Annotated in this window: 12 protein-coding genes; 7 read left to right on the forward strand and 5 right to left on the reverse strand. The window is 75.4% G+C overall.

Annotation, left to right across the window (positions count from 1 at the left end):
- Position 1: 1 nt before the first annotated feature.
- The 4 genes from ACFU5J_RS11200 (at position 2) to ACFU5J_RS11215 (ending at position 6,732) form a co-directional block, all read left to right on the forward strand.
- Positions 2-1,534: a sulfatase-like hydrolase/transferase gene (locus tag ACFU5J_RS11200; RefSeq protein WP_430578756.1), complete on the forward strand. Its 1,533-nt coding sequence runs from the start codon at positions 2-4 to the stop codon at positions 1,532-1,534.
- The gene (locus ACFU5J_RS11205; RefSeq protein ID WP_430578757.1) at positions 1,531-3,030 is read left to right on the forward strand and encodes a sulfatase; all 1,500 of its coding nucleotides are present in this window, start codon (positions 1,531-1,533) and stop codon (positions 3,028-3,030) included. Before ACFU5J_RS11200 ends, ACFU5J_RS11205 begins: the two co-directional genes overlap by 4 nt.
- The gene (locus ACFU5J_RS11210; RefSeq protein WP_430578758.1) at positions 3,027-4,343 is read left to right on the forward strand and encodes a family 43 glycosylhydrolase; all 1,317 of its coding nucleotides are present in this window, start codon (positions 3,027-3,029) and stop codon (positions 4,341-4,343) included. The genes ACFU5J_RS11205 and ACFU5J_RS11210 overlap by 4 nt, the downstream gene beginning before the upstream one ends.
- A 70-nt stretch (positions 4,344-4,413) precedes the next feature.
- Positions 4,414-6,732, forward strand: a complete 2,319-nt coding sequence (locus ACFU5J_RS11215) for a M28 family peptidase (protein ID WP_430578759.1) — start codon at positions 4,414-4,416, stop codon at positions 6,730-6,732.
- A gap of 9 nt (positions 6,733-6,741) precedes the next feature.
- Here the strand turns inward: ACFU5J_RS11215 and ACFU5J_RS11220 are convergent, their stop codons facing one another.
- From ACFU5J_RS11220 to ACFU5J_RS11235, 4 genes are read right to left on the reverse strand one after another with little or no spacing between them, the layout of a single operon-like run.
- Positions 6,742-7,116, reverse strand: a complete 375-nt coding sequence (locus tag ACFU5J_RS11220; RefSeq protein WP_430578760.1) for an MmcQ/YjbR family DNA-binding protein — start codon at positions 7,114-7,116, stop codon at positions 6,742-6,744.
- A gap of 41 nt (positions 7,117-7,157) precedes the next feature.
- Positions 7,158-8,006: a hypothetical protein gene (locus tag ACFU5J_RS11225; RefSeq protein WP_430578761.1), complete on the reverse strand. Its 849-nt coding sequence runs from the start codon at positions 8,004-8,006 to the stop codon at positions 7,158-7,160.
- 9 nt (positions 8,007-8,015) lie between these two features.
- Entirely contained in the window at positions 8,016-8,666 is a 651-nt protein-coding gene (locus tag ACFU5J_RS11230) for a histidine phosphatase family protein (RefSeq protein ID WP_430575080.1), read from the reverse strand.
- A 37-nt stretch (positions 8,667-8,703) separates the two neighbouring features.
- Positions 8,704-9,657, reverse strand: a complete 954-nt coding sequence (locus ACFU5J_RS11235) for an FAD-dependent oxidoreductase (protein WP_430578762.1) — start codon at positions 9,655-9,657, stop codon at positions 8,704-8,706.
- 59 nt (positions 9,658-9,716) lie between these two features.
- On the opposite strand from ACFU5J_RS11235, the gene ACFU5J_RS11240 reads away from it, so the two are divergent.
- Both ACFU5J_RS11240 and ACFU5J_RS11245 read left to right on the forward strand, forming a co-directional pair.
- Positions 9,717-10,199: a MerR family transcriptional regulator gene (locus ACFU5J_RS11240; protein WP_430575082.1), complete on the forward strand. Its 483-nt coding sequence runs from the start codon at positions 9,717-9,719 to the stop codon at positions 10,197-10,199.
- Positions 10,196-11,311 carry a P1 family peptidase gene (locus ACFU5J_RS11245; protein WP_430578763.1) on the forward strand — a complete coding sequence of 372 codons (1,116 nt, stop codon included), beginning with the start codon at positions 10,196-10,198 and terminating at the stop codon, positions 11,309-11,311. The genes ACFU5J_RS11240 and ACFU5J_RS11245 overlap by 4 nt, the downstream gene beginning before the upstream one ends.
- 9 nt (positions 11,312-11,320) lie before the next feature.
- Here ACFU5J_RS11245 and ACFU5J_RS11250 read toward each other — a convergent pair whose 3' ends face one another.
- Positions 11,321-11,917 carry an HhH-GPD-type base excision DNA repair protein gene (locus ACFU5J_RS11250; RefSeq protein WP_430578764.1) on the reverse strand — a complete coding sequence of 199 codons (597 nt, stop codon included), beginning with the start codon at positions 11,915-11,917 and terminating at the stop codon, positions 11,321-11,323.
- 66 nt (positions 11,918-11,983) lie between these two features.
- On the opposite strand from ACFU5J_RS11250, the gene ACFU5J_RS11255 reads away from it, so the two are divergent.
- Positions 11,984-12,574: a hypothetical protein gene (locus ACFU5J_RS11255; protein WP_430578765.1), complete on the forward strand. Its 591-nt coding sequence runs from the start codon at positions 11,984-11,986 to the stop codon at positions 12,572-12,574.
- The last annotated feature ends 7 nt before the right edge of the window (positions 12,575-12,581 follow it).

Below are 12,581 nucleotides of genomic sequence, written 5' to 3' on the forward strand. Positions count from 1 at the left end.
GGTGGCCGACGGCGCCGCGGGGCCGGCCAACGTCCTGTTCCTCATGACCGACCAGCACCGCGCGGACACGCTCGGCGCCTACGGGAACGCGCTGGCGCACACCCCGGTGCTGGACGCGCTCGCGGCCGGCGGCACGCGGTTCGACCGGTGGTACACGCCCACCGCGATCTGCACGCCGGCGCGGGCGAGCCTGCTCACGGGGCAGGCGCCGTTCCGGCACCGGGTGCTGGCCAACCACGAGCGCAACGTGGGCTACCTCGAGGACCTCGCCGAGGGCACCTTCACGTTCGTCGAGGCGCTGCGCGCCCACGGCTACCACACGGGCCTCGTGGGCAAGTGGCACGCGGGCACCCAGAAGGACGCGGGGGCGTTCGGGTTCGACGGGCCGGAGCTGCCGGGGTGGCACAACCCGGTGGACCACCCGGACTACCTGGCGTACCTGGACGAGCACGGGCTCCCGCCGTACGCGATCAGCGACCGCGTGCGCGGCACGCTGCCCAACGGCGGGCCGGGGAACCTGCTGGCCGCGCGCCTGCACCAGCCGGTGGAGGCGACCTTCGAGCACTACCTCGCCACGCGGACGATCGAGCTGCTGGAGCGGTACGCCGAGGACTTCCGCTCGGGGGCGCGGCCCTTCTTCCTGGAGCTGAGCTTCTTCGGGCCGCACCTGCCGTACATCCTGCCCGACGAGTACTTCGACCTCGTCGACCCGGCGGACGTCGAGCTGCCGCGCTCGATCGCGGAGACGTTCGCGGGCAAGCCCCCGGTGCAGGCGAACTACAGCGCGCACTGGACGTTCGACACGATGCCGATCGAGACGACCCGCAAGCTCATCGCCGTCTACTGGGGCTACGTGGCGCTCATCGACCGGGAGATCGGCCGCGTCATGGACGCCCTGGAGCGGCTGGGGCTGGTCGACTCCACGGCCGTGTTCTTCACGAGCGACCACGGCGAGTTCACCGGCGCGCACCGCCTGCACGACAAGGGCCCGGCGATGTACGAGGACATCTACCGCACCGCGGGGCTGCTGCGCGTCCCGGGCGGGCCGGAGGGCCAGGTGCGCACCGAGTTCGTCAGCCTGCTGGACTGCACGGCCACCATCCTCGAGCTGGCGGGCATCGACCCGGCCCCCGCGGTGGACTCGCGCAGCCTGCTCCCGCTGGTGCGCGGCGAGCAGCCGGACGGGCAGGCGGGCTGGGCCGAGGACATCGTGTGCGAGTTCCACGGCCACCACTTCCCGTACCCGCAGCGGATGCTGCGCACCGACCGGTACAAGCTGGTGGTGAACCCCGACTCGACGAACGAGCTGTACGACCTGGCCACGGACCCCGACGAGCTGTCGAACGTCTACCGGCACCCGGAGATGACGCCCGTGCGCCGGGCGCTCATGCGGCGGCTGTACCAGGTGCTGCGGGAGCGCGGCGACAACTTCTACCACTGGATGACGACGATGTACGACGTCGGCGACGTGGACCACGACCCCACGCAGTCCGGGCTGGACGAGACCACGTACGCGGGGGAGGTGCCGGCGTGAGGCGGCCGAACGTCGTCCTGCTCCTCACCGACGACCACGCGGCGCACGCCATCGGCGCGTACGGGTCGGTGGTGAACACGACGCCCCGGATCGACGAGATCGCGGCGCTCGGGCGCCGGCTCGACCGCTGCTACGCGACGAACTCGCTCTGCACGCCGTCGCGGGCGTCGATCCTCACCGGCACGTACTCGCACGTCAACGGCGTGACGACGCTCTCCACGCCGATCGACGCGAGCCAGCCCACGTTCGTGTCCCGGCTGCGCGAGGCCGGCTACCGCACCGCCGTCGTCGGCAAGTGGCACATGGGCGACGGGACGGGGCACGACCCGCAGGGCTTCGACTACTGGGACGTCCTCATCGACCAGGGGGAGTACCACGACCCGACGTTCCTGTCGGCGGGCGGGCTGCGGACCGAGCCGGGGTACGCGACGGACGTCATCACGGACCTGGCGCTGCGCTGGGTCGAGTCGCTGGAGGGCGACGACCCGTGGTGCGTGCTGATCTGGCACAAGGCGCCGCACCGCCCGTGGGAGCCCGACGCCCGGCACGCGGACCTGTACGCGGACCCGATCCCCGTGCCCGCGACGTTCACGGACGACTACGCGACCCGCACGTCGTCGGCGCGGCGGGCCGCGATGCGGATCGCGGACCACCTCAGCTCCACCGACCTCAAGGTGGACCCGCCGGCGGGGCTCTCCTACGACGAGCTGGCGCTGTGGAAGTACCAGCGGTACATGGAGGACTACCTGCGCTGCGTGGCGTCGGTCGACGACAACGTCGGGCGCGTCACCGACTGGCTGCGCGCGCGGGGCGACCTCGACGACACGCTGCTCATGTACTCCTCCGACCAGGGGTTCTTCCTCGGCGACCACGGGTGGTTCGACAAGCGGTTCATGTACGAGGAGTCGATCCGCATGCCGTTCGTGCTGTCCTACCCCCGCCGCCTGCCCGCGGGCGGCGGGTTCGACGGGATCGTCACGAACGTCGACCTCGCGCGCACCCTGCTGGACGCCGTGGGCGTCGACCCGCACCCGCGGATGCAGGGCCGGTCGTGCTGGGGAGACCTCGGCGGGGGCCGCGAGCCGGGCCGCGAGCCCGAGGCGACGCCGCCGCCGCGCGGCTTCTACTACCGGTACTGGGAGCACGACGACGGGAACCACAAGGCCCCGGCCCACTACGGCTACCGCGACGAGCGCCACAAGCTCGTCTACTACTACAACGACGGGCTCGGGCTGCCGGGCACCGGGTCGGCGACCTACCCCGGCGAGTGGGAGCTCTTCGACCTCGTGGCGGACCCGGACGAGCTGCGCAACGTCGCCGACGACCCCGCGTACGCGAGGGTCCGTGCGCGGCTCGAGGTGGACCTGTGGCACGCCCAGGCCGCCGTCGACGACGTCCCGCACCCGAGCCAGCCCGTCCCCGCCGGCCTCGCCGGGCCGGGCAGGACCGACCGCAGGACCGACCGCACGACCGAGGGAACAGGAGCGCAGGCATGAAGCGACGCGAGTTCATGGGGGCGGCAGCCGTCGGGGCGCTCTCGGCGGTGACGCTGAGCGGCGAGGCCGCGGCTGCCGCGCCGCACGCGCCGGGGCCCGCCGCGCCCGCGGCGGGCGGGGGAGCGCCCGGCGGCCCGTTCCCGCCGGCCTGGCCCGACCCGCGGCCGTACGGCGCCGCCGACGGCCGGTCCGAGCTGTGGCTCCGGGACGACAACTCCTTCGTGCTCGACCTCGAGCTGCGGCCCCAGGACGCCGACCTCGGCCGCGTCTGGATGCGCGACACGTACGTCAACCGGTTCGACGTCGACGGCCGGTCCGTCTACGTCGCGACCGGCACCACGCGCGCGGCCGGGCGGCCCAACGCCTCGCCCTGGAACGACGGGCTCTACCTGTGGACGGCGCCCGCCCTCGAGGGCCCGTGGACCCTGGTCGACACCACCGGGGTGCGGCCCGGCGCCGCGCGGGGCAAGGTGTGGTCGCCCGAGTTCGTGGGCGAGAACGCGCCGGGGCGCACCGTCGTCGCGCCGTGGCAGGAGTACTGGACCGACGACGGCCGGTTCGGCAAGCGCGGCAACGTGTGGGCGCCCGAGGTGCACCGCTTCCGCGACACCTGGTACATCGTCGCGTGCATGGGCGACCACTCGACCAAGGTCGGGTCGTTCCTGCTGGTGAGCGAGGGCGGGCTCGAGGGCCCGTACCGGCTGGCGGAGGGCAATGTCGACAAGCCGTTCGGCGAGCCGTTCGTCGGGGGCCCGGCGTTCATCGAGCCGGGCGCGTACCACCACATCGACGGCAGCATGTTCAGCGAGGGCGACGCCGCGTGGCTCGTGCTGCACAACGACCTCTACGCGCGGTTCACCGACGACATGGAGGACATCACCACGCCCACGGACCTGCCCGAGTTCCGGCAGACGCCGTACGCGCCCGAGCCGTACCTCGAGGGCGCCTACGTGCAGAAGTACCGCGGGCGCTACTACCTCATGCACGCCGCGTGGGCGTGGCGGTCCGGCGACGCCGACCCCCGCTGGTCGTACCTCGAGGGCACCGGGGCCAAGGACCAGTACGACGCCGTGGTGGCCGTCGCCGACCACTTCGAGGGGCCGTACTCCGAGCGCTGGACCGCGGGGGTGGGCGCGGGCCACAACAACATGTTCGTCGACGAGCACGGCGACGTCTGGGCCACGTTCTTCCGCAACCCGGCGAACGGCTACTGGGCGGACCCGGCGCGCGTCGCCGACGGCGCGGTGGCCGGCGTGGTGCGCCTGGAGTGGACCGGCCCGCACACGCGCCGGCTGCAGGTCGCGCGCCCGTGACGGGGGAGGGGAGCGCGCGGCGGCGGGTCACGATTGGGCCACGGGAGGGGCGCAGGGCTAGGTTGCGCGCGTGATCCAGACCCGGTCGTGGGCGACGTCGCTCGCGTGCTCCCTGTTCCTCCTCGTCCTCGCGGCGCTCGCCGTGTGGTCGGTGCTGCCGCCGTCGCCGCGGTCCGCCGACGCGGCCGCGGACGAGTTCAGCGCCGAGCGCGCGTTCGCCACCGTCGAGGCGATCGGCACCGAGGTGCACCCGCACGGCACGGCCGCCGCGGCCGACGTCCGCCAGCGGATCGTCGCCGACCTGGAGGACCTCGGGCTCGACCCCGACGTCACCGAAGGGGTGGGCATGTCGGGGCGCCTGGGCGACCAGAGCCGCGTCGCCGCGACCACCAACGTGGTCGCCACGATCAAGGGCACCGACTCCACCGGGCCGGTCTTCTTCGTCGCGCACTACGACTCGGCGGAGGTGTCGCACGGCGCCAACGACGACGGGGCCGGGGTCGCCACCCTGCTGGAGACCGCCCGGGCGCTCGGCGCCGGCGAGCCGCTGCGCAACGACGTCGTCCTCGTCTTCACCGACGCCGAGGAGGCCTGCCTCTGCGGGGCCGAGGCGTTCGCGCACGCCGACCCGCGGGCGGCCGACGGCGGCGTCGTGGTCAACGTCGAGGCCCGTGGCTCGTCCGGCCCGGCCATCATGTTCGAGACGTCCGACGGCAACGCCGCCCTCGTCGACGCCTACGCGAAGGTGCCCTACCCGGTGGGCAGCTCGCTCGCCGTCGAGGTGTACCGGATCCTGCCCAACGACACGGACTTCTCGCCGTTCCTCGACGACCCGGACGGCCGCTTCACCGGCCTGAACTCCGCGTACATCGACGGCTCCGCCACCTACCACGCGCCCCAGGACACCCCCGACCGGATGTCCCTGGCGAGCCTGCAGCACCACGGGTCGAACGCCCTGGCCCTCGCGCGCGAGCTCGGGAACGGCGACGCCGCGGCCCTCGCGCGGCCCGCGTCGGACGACGCCACCTACTTCCCGCTGCCGGGCGGCGTGCTCGCGCGCTACCCCGGCTGGCTCGTGTGGCCGCTCGCCGTGGCGGCCGTGGTCGCCGTCGGCGCCCTCGCCGTCGTCCTCGCCCGCCGCGGCGAGGTCCGCGGCGAGCGGACCTCCGCCGGCCGCCTCGCCCTCGGCTTCGCGTCGGCCCTGGTCCCGCTCGTCGGTGCCGTCGTCGGCTCGATGGGCCTGTGGTGGCTGATGGTCGCCGTGCGGCCGGGATACGGCGAGATGCTCGACCCGTGGCGGCCGTGGGGCTTCCGCGTCGCCCTGCTGGGCATCGTGGCGACGGTCCTCGTCGCCTGGTTCGTCGGGCTGCGCCGCTCGCTCGGCGGGCCCGCGCTCGCCGTCGGGGCGCTCGGCTGGCTCGCCGTCCTCGGCGTCGTGCTCGCCGCCGTCACCCCCGGCGGCTCCTACCTCGCCGCGATCCCGGCCCTCGCGGGCGCCGTGGCCGGCCTCGTCGCCGTGACGGCGGCGCCCGGGACGGTCGGCCGCCGGGTCGCCGTGACGGTCGGGGCGGGCGTCGGCGTGGTCGTCCTCGTGCCGATCGTGCTCCTCTTCTTCCCGGCGCTCGGGCTGGCCACGGGGGCCGCCCCCGCGGTGGTCGCGGCGCTCCTCGGGCTGGCCCTCGCGCCGGTGCTCGCGGTGCTGCTGCCGCGCGGTCGTCGCGTCGGGCTCGGCCTGGTGGGCTCGTGCGCCGCCGTCGCGGTCGGCGCGCTCGTCGTGGGCTTCGTCGCGGACCCGTTCGACGCCGAGCACCCCGAGCCCACCCGCCTCGCGTACGCCCTCGACGCCGACACCGGGACCGCGCACTGGGTCTCCGACGAGGAGGACCCGAGCGACTGGACCGCGCAGTACGTGGACACCGAGACCGACCTGTCGGAGCCGTTCCCGATGTTCGCCGACGAGGTCCACGCGGGCCCCGCCGAGGCGACCGACCTGCCCGCCCCCGTCGTCGACGTGGTGGACACCGAGCCCGCCGGCGACGCGCGCCGCCTCACCCTGCGCGTGACGCCCGGCGAGGGCGCGCGGATCGGCACCAGCGACGCCCTGCGGTACGTGCAGCTCAACGCCCGCGGGGTGGGGTCGGCGACGGTGGCCGGCCGCGAGGTCCCGGTCGACGCCGGCGCCCTCGACACCCGCTTCTACGCCCCGGGCGCCGACGGGTTCGAGGTCGTCCTCACCGTCCCGGCGGGCCAGCCGCTCGACCTGCGGGTCGTGGCCGCCGGCGGCGGGCTCGAGGAGCTGCCCGGGTTCGTGGAGCGTCCCGCGAACGTCGGCGTCGCCGGCTCGCACACGTCCGAGCTGGTGCTGGTCGGCACGTCCGTCACGCTCTGACGGCGGCGGTCACCCGGCCGGCCCCGGCCGGGCGACCGCGTCGGCCAGCACCTGCGGCGCCTGGATGCAGTAGGAGTCGGTGAGCAGCTCGGCCATCTCGTCCCAGTCGGTGCGCGCGTCGAGGAGGACGCCGACCACGTTGCTGCCCCAGCCGGTGCGGAAGTACGGGCCGCCGAGGTGCTCGAACGCCTGCACCTCCTGAGGGTCCGCGCGGAACGTCACGCGGAACAGCTGGTCCTCGCCGCCGAAGACGTGCGCCACCGTGGCGCGGCGCACCCGCCACCGCACGCCCGTCCAGGCGTCCTCCTCGGCGCACTCCGGGAAGCGCAGCAGGCCGCGGAGGCGGTCGACGAGCTCGGGCGGGACGTCGGGTCTGTCGGGCACACCACGAATCTGCCACGGCCCGCCGACACCGGCCGGGCCGGTCAGCCCAGGCGGGCGGTGATCACCAGGTCCTCGCCGACGTCCAGGCGCACGTCGGAGAGGTGGATGCCGGGCGGCAGGGCCGCGGCCAGGTCGTGGCGCTGGTTCGCGGCGGCCTCGACGCGGCCGCGGACGGCGCCGAGCAGCGCGGCGACCAGCGGGTTGCCGCTGGAGATGCGCACGTCGCCGACGGTGAGCACCATCTGCGCGTCGATCGACGCCGACGCCGTCGCCGACACCCCCGCGGACAGGAAGCCCTTGCGGATCTTCGCCTCGATCCGCAGGCCGGCCGCGCGCGGGCCGTGCGAGTCGATCTGCACGTCCAGGTCGCTCAGCGTGATGCCCTGCGACTGCAGCGAGACGGCGAGCAGGCCGTGCACGGTCGCGACGAGGCCCGCGCGCGAGACGGCGACGCTGGCCTGCCCGGTGACCGGGTGCGCGTCGTCGGGCTCGACCGGCTCGAACCCGACCTGGCCGTCCGACCCCTCGACCCACGCGAACCGCAGGCCCGCGGCCTCGACGAGCACGTCGACGGGGAGGTCGACGGCGGTGAGCGGGTGGGCGTCCACCCGCAGCCGCCGCACCGTGCCCTCCTCGCGCGACACGACCGTCGCGGGCGACCACTCGACGCCCGGCGCCTTCTGCTGGGCGCCGAACGCGACCCCGGTGAGGTCCAGCTCGAGCGAGGCGACGTCCGCGCCGTCGAGCTCCGCCCGCACCTGGGCCCGGTCCAGGCCCGTGACGCCGGGGCCGGCCGCGCGGACGGCGAGGGCGCGCAGCCGGGCGGCGAGGTCGTCGCCCGACGTCGGGCGCGGGGCAGGGCCGAGCGGCAGCAGCTGCGGTGAGGTCATGCGGCGAGCCTAGTGGGCGGCCGCCAGGTGGCCCGTCGCGCCGAGCTCGACGAGCGTCCGGTTGCGCCAGCCGTCGTCGTGGGTGAGGTGGGTGATCGCGCCGGGCGACGTCGCGAAGGTGGCGAGGCCGGCAGCCTCGACGGGGACGTGCAGCCACGTGGTCACGACGAACGTGTGCGCGAAGCCGTGCGTCACCACCACGTGGTCGTGGCCCTCGTCCGCCATGAGACCGGTGACGCACGCGCCGACCCGTGCGGCCACCTCGCGGCGCGTCTCCGCGCCGGGCACCGGGCCGCGGTGGTCGAGCCGGTCGTCGTCGGCGGGGGCCGGTCCCCGGCGCGCGTCGAGCCACGCGTTCGGGCGGCCCTCGGCGGCACCGAAGCTGATCTCGCGCAGCCGCCGGTCGCGCTCCGCGGCGACCCCGAGCGCCGCGCCGACGACGTCCGCGGCCTCGGCGGCCCGGGCGAGGTCGGAGGTCGTGACGCGCACCGGGCGGGACGGCTCGCGACGCGCGTCGAGCCGCCGCCGGAGCTCCGCGGCCACGCGGTGCGCGTCGGCGCGGCCCCGGTCGGTGAGGCGCGAGTCGTACCACCCGCCGACGAGGCCGGCGGCGGTGTGCTCCGCGTGCGGGTGGGCGACGACGAACAGGTGACGGTTCATGCCCGCCATCCTGCCCGTCGCCGGGACCGGGTCCTCGTCAGCGCGCGAGGCCGAGCAGGTCGGAGTCGATGGACGCGGCCGCGAGCTGGCCCGCCGCCATCGCCGCGGTCACGGAGCTCACCGGCATCGGGAAGTCGGCGGTGTGCGCCAGGTCGCCGGCGGCGAGGACGCCGGGCAGGCTCGTGCGGGCCATGGCGTCCACGGCCACGCAGCCGGAGTCGCGCAGGTCCAGACCGAGCTGGTCCGCGAAGGGCGCCGACTGGTGCAGCGCCGGGGCGACCATGACGCCGCCGAGCTCCTCCGCCTCGCCGCCCTCCAGCACGGCCCGCGCGCCGGGGTGGCCGCCGGGCAGGGTCAGGGGCTCGAGGCGGAGCACGCGCTCGGGGCGGACCGCGACGCCGCGGGCGTCCAGCGCCGCACGGACCTGCGGGTCGACGTCCGCGTCGTCGGCGAGCACGACGACGCGGCTCGCGATGCGCTCGACCAGGCCCGCCACGCGCGGGGAGTGCGGGCCCGCCCCGAGGATCGCCACCGGCGTGCCCGAGAACTCGTGGCCGTGGCAGTACGGGCAGTGCGCGGCGACGGTGCCGAAGAGGGCGTCCAGGCCGGGCGTCGCGGGGAGCTCGTCGCGCACCCCCGTCGCGAGCAGCAGGCGATGGGCGGCGACGTCGCCGGCGTCGGTGCGCACGACGAAGCCGCCCGCCGGGTCCGCCGGGTCGAGCGGCGCGATCTCGCGCGCCGTGGTGCGCCGCAGCTCGACCGTCTCGTACGCGGCCAGGGTGCGGTGCGCGGCGGCGCGGAACTCCGCGGGCGCCGCGCCGTCGAACCCGAGCACGTTGTGCATCGCGTCGGTGGGGTCGTTGCGGTAGGCGCCCGAGTCGAGGACGACGACGTCGCGGTGCGTGCGGCCGAGCATCAGCGCGGCGGCGAGGCCGGCGGGGCCGGCGCCGACGATCACGGCGTCGTGCAGGGTGGGTCGGTGGTCGCTCACGGTGGCTCCTTCGGGGGTTCGGGTTGCGTGCCGACCCCAGGCTGTGACTTCATGTCGACATGAAGTCAAGTGGTGCGGCGGAGGCGACGTCGTGGGGCGTCGGGGAGCTCGCGGAGCGGTTCGGCCTGGAGACCCACGTGCTGCGGTACTGGGAGGAGGTCGGCCTGCTCGACCCGGCGCGCGACGGCGCGGGGCGGCGGCGCTACGGGCCCGACGACGTGGTGCGCGTCGCGACGATCCTCAGCTCCAAGGTGGCGGGCATGAGCCTGGAGCAGATCCAGGTGCTGCTCGACGCCGGGGCGTCCGGCCAGGGCGCGCGCGAGCGGCACGAGGTCCTCGTGGCCCACCTCGCCGAGCTCGACCGGCGCCAGGAGGAGATCGACCGCTCCCGGCACATGACGGAGCACGCCCTGTCGTGCCGGGCCCACGACATCGCCACGTGCCCCCGCTTCCGGGAGCACGTGCAGGACCTCGTGGACGGCACCCGCACCTGGCGCGACGTGCACCCGGTGGCCCTCGTCCCGGCCGGGGCCCGCTCGTGAGCGCGCGGCCGACGGGTGCGCGGCCCGGCCCGCGAGAGCTCGGCGTCGTCGTCGGCGACCTGCCCACCGGGCCGGTGAACGCCATCACCGACGTCGCCGGCGTCCGCGTCGGGCACACGACCCTGCACGAGGGCGAGCGCCTGCACACCGGCGTCACCGCCGTCGTGCCCGACGCGCTGGGGGCCGGGCCGGGGCGGCGCCGGTCGCTGCCGGGCGGGCTGTTCGTGGGCAACGGGTTCGGCAAGCTGGTCGGCGCCACGCAGCTGGAGCAGCTGGGCACGATCGAGACGCCGGTCGTGCTCACCGCGACGCTGTCGGCGTTCCGCGCCGCGGACGCCCTCGTCACGCACGTGCTGGCTCTGCCCGGCTACGAGGAGGTGCGCTCCCTGAACCCCCTTGTGGGGGAGACGAACGACGGGTACCTCTCCGACATCCGCGCGCGCCCGATCACCGCGGACCACGTGCTGGCCGCCCTCGACGGCGCGACGGCCGGCCCGGTGGCGCAGGGCTGCGTCGGCGCGGGGGCCGGCACCTCCGCCCTCGGCTACAAGGGCGGCATCGGGACGTCGTCGCGCCGCGTCGAGGTGGCGGGCGCGACCCGCACCGTGGGCGCGCTGGTGCAGTCGAACTTCTCCGGCACGCTCACCGTGCAGGGCGTGCCGATGCCCGCGGCGGATCTGCTCGGCACGCCGTCGATCTCCTCGGCAGGGCCGCGTGCCGAAGAGATGGACGAGGTGCCGAAGGGATCGGGGGTGCCCGAGGGCAACTCCTGCATGATCGTCGTGGCCACGGATGCGCCGCTGGACGCGCGCCGGCTGGAGCGCGTGGCACGGCGCGCGGTGTTCGCGATGGGCCGCGTGGGCTCCGACTTCTCCCACGGCAGCGGCGACTACGGTCTGGCGTTCACCACGGCCGACCCGGCCGACCGGCTCCTGCCGGACGACGCCCTGAACCCGCTCTTCGCCGCCACCATGGACGCCGTCGAGGAGGCGCTGCTCGCCTCCGTGCTCACGGCCGTCACGACCGTCGGGCACCGTGGCACGGAGCACGGCGTCCCGCACGACGCGCTGCTGGCACGACTCCGCGCGGCAGGCGCCCTGCCCGGCCGCTGACGGCCGCGGTCAGCCCTGCTTGGCCGCCTTGGCGGCCGCCTTCTGCGCCTTCTTGAACGTGCGCACCTCGGCGAGCGACTCCGCGCTGGTGACGTCCGCGATCGACCGCCGCGACCCCTCGTCGCCGTAGTGGCCCGCCGCCTCCTGCCAGCCGGAGGGCCGGATGCCGCGCTGCTTGCCCAGCAGCGCGAGGAAGATCTTGGCCTTCTGCTCGCCGAAGCCGGGCAGCGCCCGCAGGCGTGCCAGCACCTCGGCGCCGGTCGCCGGCCCGTCCGCGCCCGGCAGGGTCCACAGGTTCGCGACGTCGCCGTCGTAGTCGTCCACGATCGCGCGGGCCAGCGCCTGCACGCGCGCGGCCATCGACCGCCCGTACCGGTGGATCGCCGGGGGAGTGGTCGCCAGCGTCACGAACTCGTCCGGGTCGGCGTCCGCCACCGCGTGCGGGTCGATGCTGCCCAGCCGGTCGCGGATCTTGCGCGGCCCCGCGAACGCGTGCTCCATCGGGTACTGCTGGTCGAGCAGCATGCCCACGAGCAGGGCGAACATGTCGTCGCTCAGCAGTGAGTCCGTGTCGGGGTCGCCGGTGATCCAGAGCTGCGCAGTCATGCGTCCATAGTGCCCGGCCGCGTCCGCGGACGCAGGATCCCCGCCGTCGCGGGCATCATGGCCCCCGTGCCCGGCAAGAAGACGACGAAGCCGCCGTTCGACAGGGACGCCGTCGTCGCACGGCTGGAGCGGGCGCGGGACGAGCGGCTGGTCGTGGGCGTGCGCCGGTGGATCCGCGGGGCGGACCACGTCGAAGGACTCGTGGTGGGGGTCGGCGCCGGATGGGTGGCCCTGGCGCACCTGGCGGAGCGCGTCAGGTTCGACGGCTGGACGCTCCTCCGGCTCGAGGGCGTCCGGGCGGTGACCATCGACCCGGACCCGGACTGCTTCAGCGTGACGGCGCTCCGTGCCCGCGGGGAGTGGCCGCCGCCGCCGATCGACGTCGAGCTCGACGACGTCCGGGCCGCCGTGACCACGGCGGCCGCCGCGGCGCCGGCGACGTCGGTCTACCGGGAGCTCGACCGGCCCGACGTCTGCTTCATCGGTGCGGTCGTCTCCGTCGACGAGGGCACGGTGCGGCTGCTGGAGATCGACCTCCAGGGGCAGTGGCACCGTGCGCCGCGGCCGATGGACCTCGGCGACGTCACGCGGATCGGCTTCGGCGGCGCGTACGAGGAGGCGCTCGCCCTGGTGGCGGGCCCCCCGCCCCGGGACTGAGGCGGGC

Origin of the sequence: Isoptericola sp. NPDC057559, assembly GCF_042801555.1 — a bacterium.
Taxonomy (GTDB): Bacteria; Actinomycetota; Actinomycetes; order Actinomycetales; family Cellulomonadaceae; genus Isoptericola.

Excerpts from the sequence above, each read along its gene's own strand:
- ACFU5J_RS11210 (WP_430578758.1), top strand. The coding sequence starts at position 3,027 with ATGAAGCGACGCGAGTTCATGGGGGCGGCAGCCGTCGGGGCGCTCTCG.
- ACFU5J_RS11225 (WP_430578761.1), bottom strand. The coding sequence starts at position 8,006 with ATGACCTCACCGCAGCTGCTGCCGCTCGGCCCTGCCCCGCGCCCGACG.
- ACFU5J_RS11230 (WP_430575080.1), bottom strand. The coding sequence starts at position 8,666 with ATGAACCGTCACCTGTTCGTCGTCGCCCACCCGCACGCGGAGCACACC.
- ACFU5J_RS11240 (WP_430575082.1), top strand. The coding sequence starts at position 9,717 with ATGAAGTCAAGTGGTGCGGCGGAGGCGACGTCGTGGGGCGTCGGGGAG.
- ACFU5J_RS11250 (WP_430578764.1), bottom strand. The coding sequence starts at position 11,917 with ATGACTGCGCAGCTCTGGATCACCGGCGACCCCGACACGGACTCACTG.